This is a genomic window from Tardiphaga sp. 813_E8_N1_3, from assembly GCF_051811025.1.
Taxonomy (GTDB): domain Bacteria; phylum Pseudomonadota; class Alphaproteobacteria; order Rhizobiales; family Xanthobacteraceae; genus Tardiphaga.
In genome coordinates, this window is record NZ_JBPWQE010000001.1 from 1,175,718 (window position 1) to 1,195,194 (window position 19,477).

A 19,477-nucleotide genomic window follows, 5' to 3' on the forward strand; every position below is an offset into this window, starting at 1 on the left:
AAGGTCGCCAATGAACGGCAGAGAAATCGAACAAGGGAGGATATCATGCAACTGAAGAACCAGGCCGCTATCGTCACGGGTGGCGCTTCCGGTCTCGGCGCCGCGACCGCCCGCAGGCTCGCCGCGGAGGGCGCGAAAGTCGCGCTGCTCGATCTCAACACCGCGCTCGCCGAAACCGTCGCCAAGGAAATCGGCGGTGTTGCTATTTCCTGCGACGTGTCCGACGCCGCCTCCGCTGAAGCCGCGGTCGCCGCCGCCGCCAAGGCGCACGGTCCGGCGCGCGTGCTGGTGAATTGTGCTGGCATCGGCGTTGCCAAGCGCGTAATCGGCCGGGATGGTCCGATGGCGCTCGGCGATTTCGACAAGGTGATCCGCGTCAATCTGATCGGCTCGTTCAACATGATCCGTCTGGCGACCGATCCGATGTCCAAGCTGGAGCCGCTGGAGACCGGCGAGCGCGGCGTTGTGATCTCGACGGCCTCGGTGGCGGCCTATGACGGCCAGATCGGCCAGTCCGCCTATTCGGCCTCCAAAGGTGGCATCGTCGGCATGACACTTCCCATCGCCCGCGAGATGGCCCAGTTCGGCATCCGCGTGCTGACCATCGCGCCGGGCCTGTTCATGACGCCGCTTCTGGCAGGGCTGCCGCAGGAGGCGCAGGACAGCCTCGCCGCGGCGATCCCGTTTCCTCGCCGGCTCGGCCATGCCGACGAGTTTGCGTCTCTCGCACTGCACATGATCGACAATCCGTATCTCAACGGTGAGGTGGTCCGGCTCGACGCCTCGTTGCGCATGGCGCCACGTTAAGCCTGCGGCAAAGCATCAGTGCGCCAGCCCTTTACCGGTACGGGCGCACTGACCTAAAGAAGGGGCTGATAAAGCAGCCGAACTTTGATTTAGCTGACGACATAAAAAATAACCTTGAGGGAGAGACCCATGACCAAGCATCATTTGGCGATCGCGGCCGTCGCCGCTTCGCTGGCATTGGCCGGCCCGGCCATTGCCCAGACTTCGGACATCACCATCGGCATCACCACGTCGACCACGGGTCCCGCGGCAGCCCTCGGCATTCCCGAGCGTAATGCGCTCGAATTCGTGCCCAAGGAAATTGGCGGCGTACCGCTCAAGATCATTGTGCTCGACGATGGCGGGGATCCGACCACCGCGACCACCAATGCCCGCCGTTTCATGACCGAATCCAAGGCCGACATCATCATGGGCTCGGCGGTGACGCCAACCAGCATTGCGGTGTCCAATGTGGCCAACGAAGCTGGTATCCCGCATTTCGCTCTGTCGCCGCTGCCGATCACTCCGGAACGTGCCAAGTGGTCGGTGGCCATGCCGCAGCCGGTGCCGATTGTCGGCAAGGTGATGTACGACCACATGAAGTCCAAGGGCATCAAGACCATCGGCTATATTGGCTATTCGGATAGCTATGGCGATCTGTGGTTCAACGATCTCAAGAACCAGGCAGTGCCGATGGGCATCAATATCGCGGCCGAAGAGCGTTTTGCCCGTCCGGATACGTCGGTCACTGGCCAGGTGCTGAAGCTGATTGCCGCTAATCCTGACGCGATCCTGGTCGGTGCCTCCGGCACCGCGGCAGCGCTGCCGCAGACCGAACTGCGCGACAAGGGCTACAAGGGCCTGATCTACCAGACCCATGGCGCAGCCTCGATGGACTTCATCCGCATCGCCGGCAAAGCCGCCGAAGGCGTGCTGATGGCCTCCGGCCCGGTGATGTATCCGGAAGGTCAGGCCGACACCGCGCTGACCAAGAAGCCCGGCATGACGCTCAACACCGCCTATGAGGCCAAATACGGTCCCAACAGCCGCAGCCAGTTCGCCGGTCATTCCTACGACGCTTTCGAGGTGCTCAAGCGGGTGGTTCCGACGGCGCTAAAGACCGCAAAGCCCGGTACCCCCGAGTTCCGCGAGGCGATCCGCCAAGCGCTGCTCACCGAGCGTGAGATTGCCGCCACCCAGGGCGTCTACAACTTCACTGAAAAGGATCGTTACGGCCTTGATGAGCGCTCGCGCATCCTGCTGACGGTGAAGGACGGGAAATACGTTCTCGCCCAGTAATGCAGATCTGACAGAGGGCAGGGGCGCTAAGCGCCTTTGCTTCCCCGGCATTTTTCGATAACAAGGCCGGCCCTCGCCAGAGGGTCGGCTTTTTGCTGCGCGCGAGCCTTCGCGCGGTCACAACCAGCGCCATGTCTGCCGGTATCGCTGCCGCTTTCGGCGCTCTCCGCTTCCACACGAGAAAGATACGACATGTCCAAGCTTCATCTGGCGATCGCGGCTGTTGCCGTCTCGCTGGCGATTGCCACCCCCGCCGAAACCCAGACCGCCGAGATCACTGTCGGCATCAGCATCTCCACCACCGGCCCTGCCGCCGCGTTGGGCGTGCCTGAGCGCAACGCGCTGGAATTCGTGCCGAAGGACATCGGCGGCGTGCCATTGAAGCTGATTGTGCTCGACGATGGCGGCGATCCGTCCATCGCCACCACCAATGCGCGCCGGTTCGTGTCGGAATCGAAGGCCGACATCATGGTCGGCTCGTCGATCGTACCGTCCTCGATCGCCATGTCGGCGGTCGCCAACGAAGCCGGCGTGCCGCATTTCAGCCTGTCGCCGATGCCGTTCACGCCGGCGCGTGTGAAGTGGTCGGTAGATATGCCGCAACCGGTCGAGATTGTCGGCAAGGTCATGTACGATCACATGAAGGCCTATGGCGTGAAGACCATCGGCTATGTCGGTTACTCAGACAGCTATGGCGACCTGTGGTTCAATGACCTCAAGGCCCAGACATCAGTGATGGGCATGGCCATCGTCGACGACGAGCGTTTTGCGCGCCCGGATACCTCGATCACCGGTCAGGCGCTGAAGCTGATCGCAGCAAATCCCGATGCGATCCTGATCGGCGCCGCCGGTACTGGCGCCGGCATGCCGCAGTCCGAGCTGCGTGACCGCGGCTACAAGGGGCTGATCTACCAGACCCATGGCGCCGCCTCGAGCGATTTCATCCGCATCGCCGGCAAGTCTGCGGAAGGCGTGCTGATGGCCGCTGGACCCGTGATGTATCCGGAAGGTCAGCCGGACACGGCGCTGACCAAGAAGCCCGGCCTCGAACTCAACGCGGCCTATGAAGCGAAATACGGCGCCAATAGCCGCAGCCAGTTCGCCGGTCACGCCTATGACGTGTTCGAAGTACTGAAGCGCGTCGTGCCCGTGGCGCTGAAGACCGCCAAGCCCGGTACCCCGGAATTCCGCGAAGCCATCCGCCAGGCGCTGATGAGCGAGAAGGAAATCGCGGCCACCCAGGGCGTCTACAACTACACCGAAAAAGACCGCAACGGCGTCGACGATCGCTCGCGAATTTTGCTGACTGTGAAGGACGGGAAATACGTTCCGGCGAAGTGAGGCGGAGCGCAGCTCAACGAAAGCCGGCGGTCGTAAGACTGCCGGCTTTTTGTTTGATAAACGGACCTCTCAACTGTCATGGCCGGGCTTGACCCGGCCATCCACCTTGCTTTCCGAGATGAGCCATAAAAATGGATGCCCGGGTCAAGCCCGGGCATGGCAGCGTTTGTTGCGGACTGATGCGCTTAGATCGCGCTCTCGCCTTCGTGCTGAAAGCCAAGATAGCTCGCGACCACGCGCTGGTTGCTGGCGATGTCGCTGGCGTTTCCGTCGAGGATGAACTCGCCAAGCTCCATCACATAAGCGCGGTCAGCGATCTTCAGTGCCGCCTGCGCATTCTGCTCGACCAGCAGCACCGAGACGCCGGCTGCCCTGAGCTCGCTGACGATGCGGAAGATGTCGGCGACGATGATCGGGGCGAGGCCGAGGCTCGGCTCGTCGAGCATCAGCAGCTTCGGCGCTCCCATCAGCGCACGACCCATGGCGAGCATCTGCTGTTCGCCGCCGGACATCGTGCCGGCTAGCTGCTTGCGACGTTCCTTGAGGCGCGGAAATAGCGTGTAGACTCGCTCGAACGAACGCGCAGCCGTTGCCTTGTCGATGCGGAAGGCGCCGAGAAGCAGATTGTCTTCCACATTCATGGTGGCGAACAATTCGCGATGTTCGGGGACGAGGCTCAGGCCAGCGGCGACACGATCCTCGATATCGAGTTTGGATAGATCCTGTCCCGCGAATGTCACGCCGCCTTTCAGCGGCAGGATTCCCATCGTCGCATTCAGCAATGTCGTCTTGCCGGCACCATTGGCGCCGATGATGGTGACGATCTCGCCTTCGCGAACCTCGAGATTGACCGCACGGACCGCCTCTACCTTGCCATAGGCGACATGCGCATCGGTAACCGTCAATAACGCGCTCATGCGACCGCTCCCAGATAGGCCTTGATGACGTCGGGGTTGGTCTTGATGTCAGCGGGTGTGCCCTCGGCGATCTTGGTGCCGAAATCGAGCACCACGATGCGGTTGGCGAGATTCATCACGAAGCCCATGTCGTGTTCGACCAGCAGTACCGACATGCCGCCGTCGCGGAGTTGGCGCAGGAGCGCTGCGAGCTGCTGCTTCTCCATGTGGCGCAGGCCGGCCGCGGGCTCGTCGAGCAGCAGCAGCATCGGATCGACGCAGAGTGCGCGGGCGATCTCGACGATGCGCTGCTGGCCGAGAGACAGGGATCCTGCGAGTTGGTTCATCTGGTCGCCGAGGCCGACGCGTTCGATCTGCTTGGCGGCTTCCGCCAGCAGCTTGGCTTCGTCGGCGCGGTCGAGCCGCAGCATGCTGGCGATGGCACCCGAACGTCCACGCAGATGCGCGCCAAGGGCGACGTTTTCCAGCACGGTCATGTCGGGCACCAGCTTCACATGCTGGAAGGTACGGGCAATGCCGAGCTTGACAATCTCCTGCGGCGGCGCGCCGGACACACTCTTGCCGAGTACTACGACCTTGCCGGCGGTCGCGGCCAGTACGCCGGTGATGAGGTTGAAGGTCGTGCTCTTGCCGGCGCCGTTGGGGCCGATCAAAGCGACGATCTCGCGCGCCTGCACATTGAACGACACGTCGTTGACGGCGACGACGCCGCCGAACTGCTTGCGTGCCTTGTCGACCTGCAGCAATACGCCGGTATCCGGACGGTGGTCATTGCGGGCGGGCAGTGCATCGGCTGGCGCGGGGCGCTTGCGGCTGTCGCCAGACGGCAGCCACGCGGTCAGCCACGGCCACATGCCGGTCGGCGCGAGCTGGAGCAGCGCGACGAGTAGGATGCCGAACACGATGGTTTCGAGCTGGCCGCCGCCGCCGAAGATCAGCGGCAGATAGCTTTGCAGTACTTCCTTGAGGATCACGACCACGGCCGCACCGAGCACACCGCCCCAGACATAGCCGGCGCCGCCGACTACCGCGATGAATAGATATTCGATGCCGAGATGCGGTCCGAATGGCGTCGGATTCGCCGCGCGCTGGAAATGCGCATAGAGCCAGCCGGACAGGCCGGCGAGAACTGCTGCGTAGATGAAGACCAGAAGCTTCGCACGCGCCGTCTGCACGCCGAAGGCTTCGGCCGCGATATGGCCACGGCGCAGCGCGCGGATGGCGCGGCCGGTGCGCGAGTCCAGAAGGTTCATCGACAGCAGCGCGCAGATGATGACCGCGATCCAGATCGGGAAATAGATCGAGCCGGGATCCAGCATCTTCCACGTTCCGATCGACAGCGGAGGGATGCCCGAGATGCCGTCGTTACGTCCGAGGAATTCCAGCTTGCTGAACAGGTAAAAGAGGCTGATGCCCCAGGCAATGGTGCCGAGCGGAAGATAATGGCCCGACAGACGCATGGTGATGATGCCGAGCAGCACCGCGGCGAGGCCTGAGACGATCAGCGACATCGGCAGCGTCAGCCACGGCGACATGCCGTAGGCGGTGGTGAGATAGGCCGTCGTATAAGCGCCGAAACCGCAGAACGCCGCTTGGCCGAATGAGGTCAGGCCGCCGACGCCGGTGAGCAGCACGAGGCCCATGGCGACGAGCGCGGCGAGGCCGATATTGTCGAGCAGCACGATCCAGAATGGAGGCACGCCGGGCACGAACGGGATCGCGGCCATTACCAGCGCGAAGACGAGAATGGGAAGGAGACGCTGTTGCATGGCGCTTAATCCTTCTCTTCTTCGACTGCGGGCGCGGCGAGCGAGCGCAGCACCAGAACCGGAAGGATCAGCGTGAAGACGATGACCTCCTTGTAGTTGCTCGCATAGAAGGACGAGAATGCCTCGACGCAGCCGACCAGGATTGCGGCGGCAGCCGTCAGCGGATAGCTGACAAGGCCGCCGATGATCGCGGCGATGAAGCCCTTCAGGCCGATCAGGAAGCCGGTGTCGTAATAGAGCGTGGTGATCGGGACGATCAGAATGCCTGAGATGGCGCCGATGACCGAGGCCAGCAGGAACGCGATCTGACCCGACAGTGAGGTGCGGATGCCGGCGAGGCGGGCGCCGAGGCGGTTCACCGCCGTGGCGCGCAGCGCTTTGCCATAAAGTGTGTAGCCAAAGAACAGCCACAACCCGACGATCAGCGCGATGGTGATGCCATAGACGGCGATGCTCTGGCCGGTGAAGCGCAGCGCGCCGATGGTGATGGCATCAGAGGAGATCGCCGGGCCGCGCTGACCTTCGGCGCCAAAGAAGACGAGGCCGAAGCCCTGCAGCGCCAGGTGGCAGCCCACCGAGGCGATCAGCAGCACCAGCACCGAGGTGTGGGCAATCGGCTGGAACGCGATGCGATAGAGATAAAGGCCGATGGCGGCGACGATCAGCAGCGACAGCGCGATGTTGAGGGCAATATTCCCCGGCCGTCCACCCAGCGCCCACATCACGCCCCAAATCGCCAGCGGGAACACGATATTGACTGCAATTGAGCGCAGTACGCGCTTGGCATGGAGTGCCTTGCGGAAGGTGAAGAGATCGAAGGCAAAGGCCACGACGCCCATGGCGACGGCGAGCTTGATGGTGCCCGGCATCTGGCCGGCCGAGAGGCTGGCATAGGTCAGCGCGCCAAAGGTGATGAATTCGCCCTGGGGGATCAGGATGATGCGTGTAACCGCAAAGACCAGCACCAGGGCCAGCCCTAGCAGCGCATAAATCGCGCCATTGGTGATGCCGTCCTGCAAAAGGAACAGCAAAATCGTCGTATTCAAAGCCGCGCGCTCCCCCACACTGTCTGCGCCGGATACCACAGGCGCGGGACGATCAACAATGGCGGTTGAAACCCGCCGTCTATTTGATATATCTCATAACGATTATCGAACATAATCTCAAGGCCCGTCGCACTTCGATCGGGTGTTTCATTCAAGCTGCCGGCTACCGCGGAAAGCGAGCAATGACTGTTTCAAAGACGTCGTCTCAGGATCAAGCCAAGCAAGTCGCGCTCGTCGGGTTCGATGAGGAGGGTGGTGCGCTGCAACTCGGCGAACTCTCCGAACTGTTGGGCTATTCGCTGAAGCGCGCGCAGTTGAAGGTGTTCGAAGACTTCCTGCGCTGCATGGCGCCGCTGCAGCTGACGCCGGCGCAGTTCTCGGTGCTGCTGTTGCTGGACAAGAACCCTGGCCGCAACCAGACCGAAATCGCCAATACGCTCGGCATTCTCCGTCCAAATTTCGTTTCGCTGCTCGACGCTCTGGAGAGCCGCGACTTGCTGACGCGGATGCGCTCGCCGAGCGATCGCCGTTCCCATGTCTTGATGCTCACCGATAAGGGCCGCGCCACGCTCACCCGCGCCAAGAAGCTGGTGGCGACGCGGCATGAAGCCCGATTGATCGAGGTGCTGGGGCCGGCCGAGCACAAGGCGCTGCTCGGGATGATGGCGAAGATCGCTCGGGAGTTCTAATTGTCATTCCGGGGCGCGATCTCGGCGCAGCCGAGAGCGCGAGCCCTGAATCTCGACATGTTCATCACTCCGGGATTCCAGGTTCGCGAGTGCCAAGTGGCGCCCGCGCCCCGGAATGACGGTGTAGCTCAATCCACTAAAATTACCCTGACATCATTCACATTGGTCAGCGTCGGCCCAGTCTGCAGCAGATCGCCTGTCGCGGTGAAGAACGTCGTCGCGTCGTTATTCGCCAGCGTTGCCTTCGCATCCAGATTCTGCGCGCGCATTGCCTCGAATGTACGTGCATCGATGACCGCGCCGGCGGGATCGCTGGCACTGCCGGCGCCGCCATCGGCGCCGTCGGTGTCACCGGCGAGCGCGACGATGCCGCTGGTGTCCTTGAAAGCATCCGCGAGCGCCAGCGCGTATTCCTGGTTCGGGCCGCCGCGGCCATTGCCGGTCACGGTCACCGTCAATTCGCCACCCGAGAGGATCGCGAGTTTCTTGCCGTCGGCCCTGGCCTTTAATGCGAGCTTCGCATGGTCAGCGGCAACCTCGCGGGCTTCGCCTTCGAGGTCGGCACCGAGATCGATGATCTCGTAACCTGCGTCCCTGGCAATCTTGATCGCGGCATCGAGCGACTCGCGCGGCCGGGCGATCAGCTCGAAACGCGCACGTGCGAATGCCGGGTCGTTCGGCTTCACGCTTTCATTGGCGCTGTCGTCAAGCGCCGCCCGTACCGCGTCGTCGATGGCGAGATTGAATTTCGCGATGATGGCACGGGCATCGGCCAGCGTTGTTGTATCCGGCACCGTCGGTCCCGATGCGATCACCGCCGGATCGTCATGCGGCACGTCGGAAATCGCAAGCGTGACGATCTCGGCCTTCTGCCCGGCGCGGGCGAGACGGCCGCCCTTGATGCGCGACAGATGCTTGCGCACGGTATTGATCTCGCCGATCACTGCGCCGGAGCGCAGTAGCGCGCGGTTGAGCTGCTGCTTCTGCTGGAAGGTGATGCCCGCCACCGGCGCGGTCCAGTTGGCTGAGCCGCCACCGGAAATCAGCACCAGCAGCAGGTCGTCGGCAGCGGCTTCCGCCGCGAGCTTGAGGCTGTCGTCGGCACCTTTGAGGCCCGCTTCGTCGGGGACGGGATGGCCGGCCTCGACCACGCGGATGCGCCGGGTCGGTACGCCGTGGCCATGGCGGGTGGTAGCGATGCCGGTAAGGCGCGCGGGATCGAATTTCAGCGTGTCGAGATAATGCGCCTCGGCGGCGGCGGCCATGGCCGCGGCGCCCTTGCCGGCGGCGAGGCAGATGATGCGGCCCTTCGGCGGCGCCGGCAGATGGGCGCTAAGGATGACATCAGGATGCGCCGCAGCAACTGCGGCATCGAAAATTGCGCGGAGCAGGGGGCGTTTGTCGGTCATGCCCGGGGTTATGCCGCTCTACGGCAGGGACGGCAAGATGGGCTTTCTTCCCCTCTCCCTCAGCTGCGCGCCGGGCGAGAGGGTGCCCAGGCGGCCTCCGGCCGCCGTTCTTTCAAAAAGAGACGCCGATGCAATGCATCGGTTATGGCGAAGCGAAGGCGGGAGAGGGGTGGCGCCGGAGCTGCGCCGCATCCTCTCCCGTCTCGAACCCGCTTCGCGTGTTCGATCCACCCTCCCCCACGATGGGGGAGGGGAAAGAAGATTAGCCGCCCGCGCCGAGTTCGCCGGTCAGCACGTCGCCGAATAGCTTCCAGTTCTCGCCTTCGAAACGCATCAGCTGCATCTGCTCAATGGGCGAGAAGTCGGTTGGCGAGGTGTTGACCTTCACGCCGGGCAGCAGCGTCGATTGCTGCACGTCCTTGAGGTTCGCCGCCTGCTTCATCACATTGGCGCGGGTGAGATCGTCGCCGCACTGCTTGAGCAGGATCGCCATGGTCTCGGCGATGTTGTAGCCGGACATCAGCGACGAATCCGACGGGTTGCCGTCGGGCACGTATTTGGCGAGGAATTCGCGATAGGCCTTGATGCCCGGATCGTCCTTCCACTGCGGGTCGGTGGCGTCCTTGGAGTAATGCGCGGACAGCAGGCCCTGGGCGTTCTCGAAGCCCGCGGGACGCAGCACCTGGCCGATCGAGACGCTGACGCCGGGCACAATCATGGTCGGCTTCCAAGCGAGTTCGGCGATCTTCTTGATCGTCTGCGCAGCAAACTTCGGTGTCGCGAAGATGATGACCACGTCGGGATTGAGCGACTTCATCTTGACGATGTGGGAATCCACGGTCGGTTCGGTGAGCTCATAACTTTCCTCGATGATGATGGCGGAAGCCTTGTCGCCGAGGCCGTCCTTGACGCCCTTCAGGTAGTCCTTGCCGAAGTCGTCGTTCTGATAGAGCACGCCGATCTTGGCGCCGGCCTTTTCCTTCAAGAGGTACTTGGCATAGATGCGACCTTCGCTCTGGTAGCTCGGCAGCCAGCCCATGGTCCACGGGAAGTTCTTCGGGTCCGCCCATTTGGTGGCTCCGGTGGCGAGGAACAGTTGCGGCACCTTCTTGGCGTTGAGATATTTCTGGATCGCGGTGTTTGATGGCGTGCCGAGCGCCGAGAACATCAAGAGCACTTCGTCGGACTCGACCAGTTTGCGGGTCTGCTCAACAGCCTTCGGCGGCGAATAGGCGTCATCATAGCTGATGTAGTTGATCTTGCGGCCGTTGATGCCGCCCTGATCGTTGATCATCTTGAAATAGCCTGCCTGCGCCTTGCCCACCGCGCCATAGGCCGAAGCTGGTCCGCTATAGGGCACGATATTGCCGAGCTTGATTTCGGTGTCGCTGGCGCCGGTGTCGTATTTCTTTTGGGCGAGGACGTGGGTTGAGGAGACGGCGAGCAACATGGCGGCGGCCGAGAGCGACAATAGCCGCGCGGACGTGGCAGACATTTGAGTTCCTTCCCTTGCTTCCAAGGCGAGATTTTCTTGTTCTGCAGGCTCTTTTGCGCCTGCGAGATAGTCATACCGCGATTGCACAATGGCTCAAATGGAAAGCGACCAAAAACGCAACAAGGCCCGCGCTGTTTTGGCGCGGGCCTTATTATTTTCCGTTATGTGGAATGAGGGCGGTCAGCCGCCCACATCAGCGCTAATGACCTCGCCGAACAGCTCCCATTTGTCGCCCTTGAAACGCATCAGCTGAAGCTGGCTGATCGGTGCAAAGTCGGTCGAAGATGTGTTGATCTTGATGCCGGGCAGCAGCACCTCAGTTCGGAAGTCCTTCAGGCTAGCCGCCTGCTTCATGACGTTTTCGCGGGTCAAGTTGTCACCGCACTTCTTGAGAACCTCGACCAGCGTCTGGGCGACCCCGTAACCGGTGACGATCAATCCATCGAGTTTGTTGCCTTCCGGAAAATCCTTGTCGAGGAAGGCGAGAAATTCCTTCATGCCGGGGTCGTTGTTCCACTGGGTGTCCGCGACATCCTTCAGATACGCCGCGGAAATAATGTCCTGCGAGTTTTCGAAGCCGGCCGGCTTCATCACACTGCCGATCGAGTTGGATACGTTGTTGAGGAAATGCATCGGTTTCCAGCCGATCTCGGCGGCCTTCTTGATTGCCTGAGCCGCAAATTTCGGCGTCGTGATGTTGACGAACACGTCGGCGTTCAACGACTTCAGCTTGACGATATGATTGTCGATGGTCGGCTCGGAGGTCTCGTAGCTCTCCTCCACCACGATCATCGAAGCGGCCTTCGCACCAAGGCCGTCCTTCAGACCTTTGAGATAGTCCTTGCCGTAGTCATCGTTCTGGTAAAGCACGGCGATCTTCGCGCCGGGCTTTTCCTTCAAAAGATATTTCGCATAGATCTGTGTCTCGCTCTGGTAGTTGGGCTGCCAGCCCATGGTCCAGGGGAAGTCCTTCGGGTCGTTCCACTTCGTGGCGCCGGTGGCCACGAACAGTTGCGGTACCTTCTTGCTGTTCATGTATTTCTGGATCGCCGAGTTCGGCGGTGTGCCAAGCGAGTTGAACACCAGCAGAACTTCGTCCGATTCCACCAGCTTGCGCGCCTGCTCGACGGTCTTTGGCGGTGAATAGGCATCGTCATAACTGATGAAGTTGATCTTGCGACCGTTGATGCCGCCAGCGGCATTGATCTTCTTGAAGTAGGCTTCCTCGGTTTTTCCGATCACGCCATAGGCGGAGGCGGGTCCGCTATAGGGCATGATGTTTCCGATCTTGATTTCCGTGTCCGAGGCACCGGTGTCGTATTTTTTCTGGGCGAGCGCGCCGGTAGCGGACGCAGCAAGTAAAGCCAAGCCAGCCAAATAGGCGGCTGGAAACGCGGCCAAACGCAAGTGCATTGCGGGCATTTCTGATCTCCCTGATCAATTGTGATGTGTCACGTTTCTTGACGTGGAGCTCTGCGGCTCCTGAGAGCATTCAACACCCGCCGGCATGTCGCAGCAAGAAAAAGCCCCCGCGACATGATCGCGAGGGCGGTATAATTCGTGTTCGCTGATGCAGCAGAGCTGCAGAGTTATTGCGTGACGGCGTCGGCGCTGAAGATCTCGCCGAAGCGCTCCCACTTGTCGCCCTTGAAACGCTGCATCTGCAATTGCGAGATCGGGGCGAAATCGGTGGGCGAGGTATTGATGGTGATGCCCGGCAGCAGTGTGTCGGGGATAAAGTCCTTCAGGCTGGCGGTCTGCTTCATGACATTCGCCCGGGTCAGGTCGTCTCCGCACATCTGCAGCACCTTGACCAGCGTCTGCGCTGCACCGTAGCCATAGACCGTGCTCGAATCCGCCTTGTTGGCGTCCGGCATGTATTTGTCGAGGAACGCGTTCCACTTCTTCATGCCGGGATCGTCCTTCCACTGGGAGTCGGTGCCGTCCTTGGTGTAGGAGGCCGACAGCACGCCTTGCCCATTGTCGAAGCCGGCGGGCTGCATCACCGCTCCCACGGAGACGCTGACATTGGCGAGAATCTGCAACGGCTTCCAGCCAAGCTCGGCGGTCTTCTTGATAGTCTGCGCCGCGAATTTTGGCGTCGTGAAGATCATCAGCACGTCGGGGTTCGCAGCTTTCAGCTTCACCACATGGGTGTCAATGGTCGGTTCGGCGATCTCGTAGCTATCCTCGATGGTGATCATCGATGCTGCCTTGTCGCCGAGGCCGTCCTTGAAGCCCTTCAGATAGTCCTTGCCGAAATCGTCGTTCTGGTAAAGCACGCCGATTTTCGCGTTCGGCTTCTCCTTCAGAAGGTACTTCGCATAAATCTGTGCTTCGCTCTGATAGGAGGGTTGCCAGCCGATCGTCCAGGGGAAGTTCTTTGGATCGTTCCATTTGGTGGCGCCGGTGGCGACGAAGAGCTGCGGCACTTTCTTGCCGTTCAGATATTTCTGGATCGCGGTATTGGACGGCGTGCCGAGTGGATTGAAGACCACCAGCACCTCGTCGGATTCGACCAGCCTTCGCACCTGCTCCACGGCTTTCGGCGGCGAATAGGCGTCGTCGTAACTGATGAAGTTGATCTTGCGTCCGTTGATGCCGCCCTGTGCGTTGATCATGTTGAAATAGGCGGTCTCGGTCTTGCCGATCGTTCCATAGGCAGATGCCGGGCCGCTATAAGGGATGATGTTGCCGATCTTGATTTCAGTATCGGTGGCGCCGGTGTCGTATTTCTTCTGCGCGAGCGCGCTGGACACACTGGCGGCCAGAAGCGCCATAGCAGCAGGCAGTGCTGCAAGGCGCATGGATCGTGCGAGCATCATGGATCTCCGTGATCATTTCTTCCCAGGTCTTTGTTGGAGTTCTGCGACTCCTGTCCGCATTGAATACCCCTGATGCGCCAGTCACAAGAATAAGCCCCTGCGACCAAATCGCAGGGGCTCCGTTGTTTCAGTGGTGCAGTGCAAAGTGCTGCGGTACTAGTCCGCCGCAGTCGTGTCGGCATTGATCACGTCGCCGAACAGCTCCCACTTGTCGCCTTTGAAACGCATCATCCGCAACTGCGCGATCGGCGCATAGTCGGTGGCCGAGGTGGAGATGGTGATGCCCGGCAGCAGCGTATCTGGCGCGAAGTCCTTCAGACTTGCGGCTTGCTTCATGACATTCTCGCGGGACAGGTTGTCGCCGCACATCTCCAGCACCTTCACCAGCGTCTGCGCGGCGCCATAACCGTAGACGAGGCTGTTGTCGGTGCGGTCGGCGCCCGGCATGTATTTGTCGATGAAGGCCGACCATTTCTTCATGCCCGGGTCGTCCTTCCACTGCGAGTCAGCGCCGTCCTTGCGATAGTCGGCGGACAGGACGCCCTGCGCATTGTCGAAGCCGGCGGGCTGCATCACGGCGCCGACGGAGACGCTGACATTGGTGACGAGCTGCAGCGGCTTCCAGCCGAGTTCACCGATCTTCTTGATGCCCTGGGCTGCGAATTTCGGCGTCACGAAATGGACGACGACATCGGGATTGAGCGACTTCACCTTCACGATGTGGGAATCGATGGTCGGCTCCGAAATCTCATAGCTCTCTTCGGTGACGAGCATCGTGGCGGCCTTGGCACCCAGCGCTTCTTTGAACGCCTTCTGGTAGTCCTTGCCGAAATCGTCGTTCTGATAGATCACCGCGACCTTGGCGTCCGGCTTTTCCTTCATCAGGTATTTTGCGTAGATCTGCGCCTCGACGGCGTAGCTCGGCTGCCAGCCCATCGTCCACGGGAAGTGCTTCGGATCGTTCCACTTGCTGGCGCCGGTGGCGACGAAGAGCTGCGGCACCTTCTTGGCATTCATGTATTTCTGGAACGCTGTATTCGACGGCGTGCCGAGCGAATTGAAGATGAACAGTGCCTCGTCGCTTTCGACCAGCTTGCGGGCCTGTTCGACCGCCTTGGGCGGCGAATAGGCGTCGTCGTAGCTGATGAAATTGATCTTGCGGCCGTTGATGCCGCCCTGGTCATTGATCATTTTGAAATAGGCGGTTTCGGTCTTGCCGATCAGTCCGTAGGACGAGGCAGGGCCGCTATACGGCATAATATTGCCGATCTTGATTTCGGTGTCAGTGGCGCCGGTGTCGTATTTCTTCTGGGCCAGCGCGCTGCCGCTGGCTGCGACGCTGAGGGCCGCGGCAACCGACAAAGTCAGTGCGCGCGATCGGATCGAAGGCATTTCAGAACTCCCTGATTTTTATTCGTCTTGTTTTGCGGGCCTTTGCGGCTCCGGCGGGATTGAACACCGTTCGCGTGTATGCGGCAACAAAAAGCCCCTCGCGATGACACCGCGAAGGGCTGCTTTATTGGGCAATGGATATGCCGTCCCCCGGTATAATTCAGCGGCTGATCTCGCCCGAGATCACAGGGCCAAATAGCTCCCATTTGTCGCCCTTGAAGCGCATCATCTGCAACTGTTCGATCGGGTAGAAATCAGTCGCGGACGTGTTGAGCTTGACGCCCGGCAGCATTGTGTCGGGCGCGAAGTCCTTCAGGCTAGCAGCTTGCTTCATCACATTGGCACGGGTGAGATCGTCGCCTGCCTGCTTCAGCACCTGAACCATGGTCTGCGCCGCGCCATAGCCGTAGACTACCGAGATGTCATTGCGGCGAGCATCCGGCGCGTATTTGGCCAGGAATGCATAGAAGCGCTGCATGCCGGGGTCGTTGTCCCATTGCGGGTCGGAGCCGTCCTTGGCGTAATAGGCCGACAGGATGCCTTGGGAGATGTCTTGTCCGGCCGGCTTCAGCACGGAGCTGATCGATGCGCTGGCGTAGCCCTGGATGTAGAGCGGCTTCCAGCCGAGTTCAGAGACTTTGCGGATGCTCTGGACCGCCGACTTCGGTGTTGTGACGCTGATGAAAGTATCGGCGCCGGAGGCTTTCAGATTGATGATGTGGGAGTCGATGGTCGGTTCGGTGACCTCATAGCTTTCGGCGGCGACCAGCATGCTCGCGGCCTTGTCGCCGAGACCGTCCTTCAGGCCCTTCAGCACGTCCTTGCCGAGATCGTCATTCTGATAGAGCACCGCGATCTTCGCGTCGGGCTTTTCCTTCAGCAGATATTTCGCATAGATGCGGCCTTCGCTCTCATAGGGCGGCTGCCATGCCATGGTCCATGGGAACGCTTTGTGATTGCCGAAATAGGACGCGCCGGCAGCTACGAACAGTTGCGGCACCTTTTTGATGTTGAGATATTTCTGGATCGCCGCGTTGGACGGTGTGCCCAGCGGATTGAACACCACGAGCACCTCGTCTGATTCTACCAGCTTGCGGGCCTGCTCGACCGCCTTGGACGGGTTGTAGGCGTCGTCATAGCTGATGAAACTGATCTTGCGGCCGTTGATGCCGCCCTGATCGTTGATCATACGGAAATAGGCGGCCTCGATGATGCCCGCGATGCCATAGGCCGAAGCCGGCCCGCTATAGGGCATGATGTTGCCTATCTTGATCTCGGTGTCGGATGCGCCGGGATCGTATTGCTTCTGCGCGAGGGCATGGCCAGCACAAGCGAGGCTCAGTGCGGCGGCCAAGGGTAGGGTGGCGTGTCGAAACGTGATCATTCCAGTATGGTCCTCGCGGTCGTTCATCGCGAGACGTTAATGGCATATGCATCAACAGAAATCCCCTCGCGATGTGATCGCGAGGGGCGCTTTCTGTGTGGCGGAAAGATGGTGCGGCGCCCCTCGTCCCTAATTGCGGGAAGCGGCGCGGCGTGCTGCTGATGCAGTCGTACTAACTCGTACCAAAAAAGCGGCCACCGAAACGGCCGCTTTTTCTTGTCTGAGTTGAATGGATCGACCTAACCGCCCGATCCGCCGATCACTGCGCGGACGGTATCGTCCGGGCCGAAATCTTCCGCGCCATCCACATAGAGAAGAGCGCTGAGCTTCGAGCGTGCGCGGTTCACGCGGCTCTTGATGGTGCCGACGGCGCAGCCGCAGATCGTGGCCGCGTCCTCATAGGAGAAGCCCGATGCACCGACGAGAATAAGCGCTTCGCGCTGATCCTGCGGAAGCTTCTCGAGTGCCGCGCGAAACTCTTCGAATTCCAGATGGGCGTTTTGTGCCGGCTGGGTCTTCAGAGTCTTGGCGTAGCTGCCATCCGCATCCTCAACTTCGCGCCGCCGCTTGCGATAGTCCGACCGGAACAGGTTGCGCAGAATGGTGAACAACCACGCAGGCAGGTTCGAGCCGACCTGGAAGGAGTCGATATTGGCGAGCGCGCGCAACAGCGTTTCCTGTACGAGGTCATCGGCCCGGTCGCCGTTGCCGGAGAGCGAGATCGCGAAGGCGCGCAGGCTAGGCACCGACGCCAGAATGTCGTCGCGGAGTGAATCTGTGAGAGGCATTATTCCCCTCCTTCATTTTTACCGGGATCGCCAGCGATCTGGGCTTGAGCCTCAGCCCCGTCCAGCTTGCGGATCAGCTCCGCAAATCGATCCGGCACGCCCTGCCGCACAACATCGTCGTACATGGCGCGCAACTGATGCCCGATCCGTGACTGGATTTCGGCGTTTAATCCGCCCTTTGGCTTCACATCTTTCATGACCCGTTCCACATTCCCCAGAAGACATGTCCCTGGAATTTGAGAATTTTTCTTGATTTTTGAAGCCTTTGCGGCGTCTGTCGGCGATCTAATGCGGAGCGCGGCGGAAAGTTCCGACTTGGTGGAACTTTTGTCCGACTGGGACGTAGACACGCACATCGAAGGAGCCAGTTGTATTCTGGTACCCTTGGACTTTGATTTAGAACAGGATGGAGTGGGGATGTCCCGATCACAGCTCGTAGCTGAACATTTACCGCTGTTGCGGCGCTATGCCCGAGCCCTCACGGGTAACCAGGCTTCAGGCGATGCCTATGTAGGCGCCATGCTGGAAGCGTTGCTGCAGGACCAGTCGCTGCTTGACGAGCAACACGGAGCCCGTGCCGGCTTGTTTCGCCTGTTTACCCAGATTTGGAACTCTGTCGCCTTGAATGACAATCCGGATGTCGCGCCGCTGCAGGCCGCCTCCGAGAAGCGAATTTCCAACATCACCCCGCTGCCACGACAGGCCTTCCTGTTGCTGTCGCTCGAAGGGTTCTCGGAAGAGGAAGTCGCCTTTGTGCTCGACGCTGACGTCGCGGAAGTGCGTACGCTGGCCGACACGGCCGGCCGCGAAATGGCCGCTGAGATCGCCACCGACGTTCTCATCATCGAGGACGAAACCTTCATCGCGATGGATCTCGAAAGCCTCGTGAAGAATCTCGGTCATAACGTCATCGGCGTTGCCCGCACCCATGCGGATGCGGTGGCGCTCGCAAAGAACAAGAAGCCCGGCCTGATCCTCGCCGATATCCAGCTCGCCGATGGCAGCTCGGGTCTCGACGCGGTGAACGAATTGCTGCGCATCTTCGAAGTGCCGGTGGTTTTCATCACCGCCTATCCGGAGCGTTTCCTGACCGGCGAACGTCCGGAGCCGGCCTTCCTGATCTCGAAGCCGTTCCAGTCTGCGATGGTCTCGGCCGTGGCTAGCCAGGCGCTGTTCTTCCAGCGCAACTCGAAGAACAAGACCGCTAGAGCGTCCTGATCTCATTTTTATTGATGACGATTGCAGCGGCCGGGCCATGCCCGGCCGCTTTTTGTTCGGGCGATGCGGCGCGGCGGATGATAATTGCCCAATAAGTCCGCTGTCCTTGCGCAAACTATCAGCGAGCGGCGGGAGGGGGCCGGCACTATTGTGTTGAAGCAGCGATCAATGCCGATATCATCCCCCGATAGGCGGCATATTGCCACGTCCCGCAGGGCTCATTGGCTCTGACGGGCTGGCCGGGCTGCGTGACCCTTCTGGTCGAACCGGTGCGCATGAACTCAACTGCCGATGCTGAACCTCACATCTATCGATCCACAGTGACACGCCCCGTTGCGGTCGATGTCAGCAAGGTGTCGCTCACCTTCGATACGGCCGACGGCAAGGTCGAAGCCCTATCCAATGTCGATCTGCAAATCGGCGGCGGCGAGTTCGTCTCCTTCATTGGCCCGTCCGGCTGCGGCAAGACCACGTTGTTGCGCGTGATTGCGGACCTGCAGCAGCCAAGCTCTGGCAGCGTCACTGTCAATGGCATGAGCGCCGAGCAAGCGCGGCTCGGCCGTAACTACGGCTACGTGTTTCAGGCGCCCGCATTGTTTCCCTGGCGCAGCATCGAGGCCAACCTCAAGCTGCCGCTGGAATTGATGGGCTTCTCGCCGACCGAACAGAAACAGCGCGCGGCGCGCTATCTGGAACTGGTCAATCTCACCGGCTTCGAGCGGAAATTCCCCTGGCAGCTCTCGGGCGGCATGCAGCAGCGCGTCTCGATCGCGCGTGCGCTGTCGTTCGATCCGGAATTGCTCTTGATGGACGAGCCATTCGGCGCACTGGACGAGATCGTCAGAGATCATCTCAACGAACAGTTGCTGCAGTTGTGGGCCAAGACCCGCAAGACTGTGCTGTTCGTGACGCATTCCATTCCTGAAGCGGTGTTTCTCTCGAGCAGGATCGTGGTGATGTCACCGCGGCCGGGGCGCATCACCGATATCATAGATTGCAATTTCCCGCGCGATCGTACGCTGGAAATCCGCGAGACACCGGAATTCATGGCCATCGCGCAGCGCGTGCGCACGGGTCTGCGCGCCGGGCACTCCTATGACGAGTAGTACGGTGAACACG

The 19,477-nt window shown here is 60.9% G+C and carries 17 protein-coding genes; 6 read left to right on the forward strand and 11 right to left on the reverse strand.

Annotated elements, in window-relative coordinates; translation table 11 throughout:
* Window positions 1-45 precede the first annotated feature (45 nt).
* The 3 genes from AB8A33_RS05540 (at window position 46) to AB8A33_RS05550 (ending at window position 3,426) form a co-directional block, all read left to right on the forward strand.
* Window positions 46-807, forward strand: coding sequence for an SDR family NAD(P)-dependent oxidoreductase (locus AB8A33_RS05540; RefSeq protein ID WP_439091861.1), 762 nt, complete (start codon window positions 46-48; stop codon window positions 805-807).
* A gap of 129 nt (window positions 808-936) precedes the next feature.
* Complete coding sequence (locus AB8A33_RS05545; protein ID WP_439091862.1) at window positions 937-2,085, forward strand: ABC transporter substrate-binding protein; 1,149 nt, start codon at window positions 937-939, stop codon at window positions 2,083-2,085.
* A 192-nt stretch (window positions 2,086-2,277) separates the two neighbouring features.
* Window positions 2,278-3,426, forward strand: coding sequence for an ABC transporter substrate-binding protein (locus tag AB8A33_RS05550; protein WP_439091863.1), 1,149 nt, complete (start codon window positions 2,278-2,280; stop codon window positions 3,424-3,426).
* A 185-nt stretch (window positions 3,427-3,611) separates the two neighbouring features.
* On the opposite strand, the gene AB8A33_RS05555 is transcribed toward AB8A33_RS05550, so the two are convergent.
* Genes AB8A33_RS05555 through AB8A33_RS05565 form a run of 3 tightly spaced genes read right to left on the reverse strand, consistent with a single transcriptional unit; the run spans window position 3,612 to window position 7,158 of the window.
* Window positions 3,612-4,343, reverse strand: a complete 732-nt coding sequence (locus AB8A33_RS05555) for an ABC transporter ATP-binding protein (RefSeq protein ID WP_439087939.1) — start codon at window positions 4,341-4,343, stop codon at window positions 3,612-3,614.
* Window positions 4,340-6,112, reverse strand: a complete 1,773-nt coding sequence (locus tag AB8A33_RS05560; protein WP_439091864.1) for a branched-chain amino acid ABC transporter ATP-binding protein/permease — start codon at window positions 6,110-6,112, stop codon at window positions 4,340-4,342. The genes AB8A33_RS05555 and AB8A33_RS05560 overlap by 4 nt, the downstream gene beginning before the upstream one ends.
* 5 nt (window positions 6,113-6,117) lie before the next feature.
* Window positions 6,118-7,158, reverse strand: coding sequence for a branched-chain amino acid ABC transporter permease (locus tag AB8A33_RS05565; protein ID WP_439087941.1), 1,041 nt, complete (start codon window positions 7,156-7,158; stop codon window positions 6,118-6,120).
* Between the two features lie 182 nt (window positions 7,159-7,340).
* On the opposite strand from AB8A33_RS05565, the gene AB8A33_RS05570 reads away from it, so the two are divergent.
* Window positions 7,341-7,847, forward strand: coding sequence for a MarR family winged helix-turn-helix transcriptional regulator (locus AB8A33_RS05570; protein ID WP_439091865.1), 507 nt, complete (start codon window positions 7,341-7,343; stop codon window positions 7,845-7,847).
* A gap of 128 nt (window positions 7,848-7,975) precedes the next feature.
* Here the strand turns inward: AB8A33_RS05570 and AB8A33_RS05575 are convergent, their stop codons facing one another.
* The 8 genes from AB8A33_RS05575 to AB8A33_RS05610 form a co-directional block, all read right to left on the reverse strand.
* The gene (locus tag AB8A33_RS05575; protein WP_439091866.1) at window positions 7,976-9,256 is read right to left on the reverse strand and encodes a glycerate kinase type-2 family protein; all 1,281 of its coding nucleotides are present in this window, start codon (window positions 9,254-9,256) and stop codon (window positions 7,976-7,978) included.
* Window positions 9,257-9,518: 262 nt separating this feature from the next.
* On the reverse strand, window positions 9,519-10,706 hold the full coding sequence (locus AB8A33_RS05580; RefSeq protein ID WP_439095864.1) for an ABC transporter substrate-binding protein: 1,188 nt from the start codon (window positions 10,704-10,706) through the stop codon (window positions 9,519-9,521).
* Window positions 10,707-10,931: 225 nt separating this feature from the next.
* A complete protein-coding gene (locus AB8A33_RS05585) occupies window positions 10,932-12,173 on the reverse strand; it encodes an ABC transporter substrate-binding protein (protein ID WP_439091867.1) in 1,242 nt (413 codons plus the stop codon).
* A gap of 167 nt (window positions 12,174-12,340) precedes the next feature.
* A complete protein-coding gene (locus tag AB8A33_RS05590; RefSeq protein WP_439091868.1) occupies window positions 12,341-13,576 on the reverse strand; it encodes an ABC transporter substrate-binding protein in 1,236 nt (411 codons plus the stop codon).
* Between the two features lie 156 nt (window positions 13,577-13,732).
* Window positions 13,733-14,968: an ABC transporter substrate-binding protein gene (locus AB8A33_RS05595; protein WP_439091869.1), complete on the reverse strand. Its 1,236-nt coding sequence runs from the start codon at window positions 14,966-14,968 to the stop codon at window positions 13,733-13,735.
* Between the two features lie 160 nt (window positions 14,969-15,128).
* Entirely contained in the window at window positions 15,129-16,352 is a 1,224-nt protein-coding gene (locus tag AB8A33_RS05600) for an ABC transporter substrate-binding protein (RefSeq protein ID WP_439091870.1), read from the reverse strand.
* A 239-nt stretch (window positions 16,353-16,591) separates the two neighbouring features.
* A complete protein-coding gene (locus tag AB8A33_RS05605; protein ID WP_068735058.1) occupies window positions 16,592-17,140 on the reverse strand; it encodes a sigma-70 family RNA polymerase sigma factor in 549 nt (182 codons plus the stop codon).
* The gene (locus tag AB8A33_RS05610) at window positions 17,140-17,337 is read right to left on the reverse strand and encodes a NepR family anti-sigma factor (RefSeq protein ID WP_068735402.1); all 198 of its coding nucleotides are present in this window, start codon (window positions 17,335-17,337) and stop codon (window positions 17,140-17,142) included. The genes AB8A33_RS05605 and AB8A33_RS05610 overlap by 1 nt, the downstream gene beginning before the upstream one ends.
* Window positions 17,338-17,557: 220 nt before the next feature.
* Here AB8A33_RS05610 and AB8A33_RS05615 point away from each other — a divergent pair, with 220 nt between their 5' ends.
* Complete coding sequence (locus AB8A33_RS05615) at window positions 17,558-18,358, forward strand: response regulator (protein WP_439091871.1); 801 nt, start codon at window positions 17,558-17,560, stop codon at window positions 18,356-18,358.
* A gap of 275 nt (window positions 18,359-18,633) precedes the next feature.
* Window positions 18,634-19,464 carry an ABC transporter ATP-binding protein gene (locus AB8A33_RS05620; protein WP_439091872.1) on the forward strand — a complete coding sequence of 277 codons (831 nt, stop codon included), beginning with the start codon at window positions 18,634-18,636 and terminating at the stop codon, window positions 19,462-19,464.
* Window positions 19,465-19,477 lie beyond the last annotated feature (13 nt).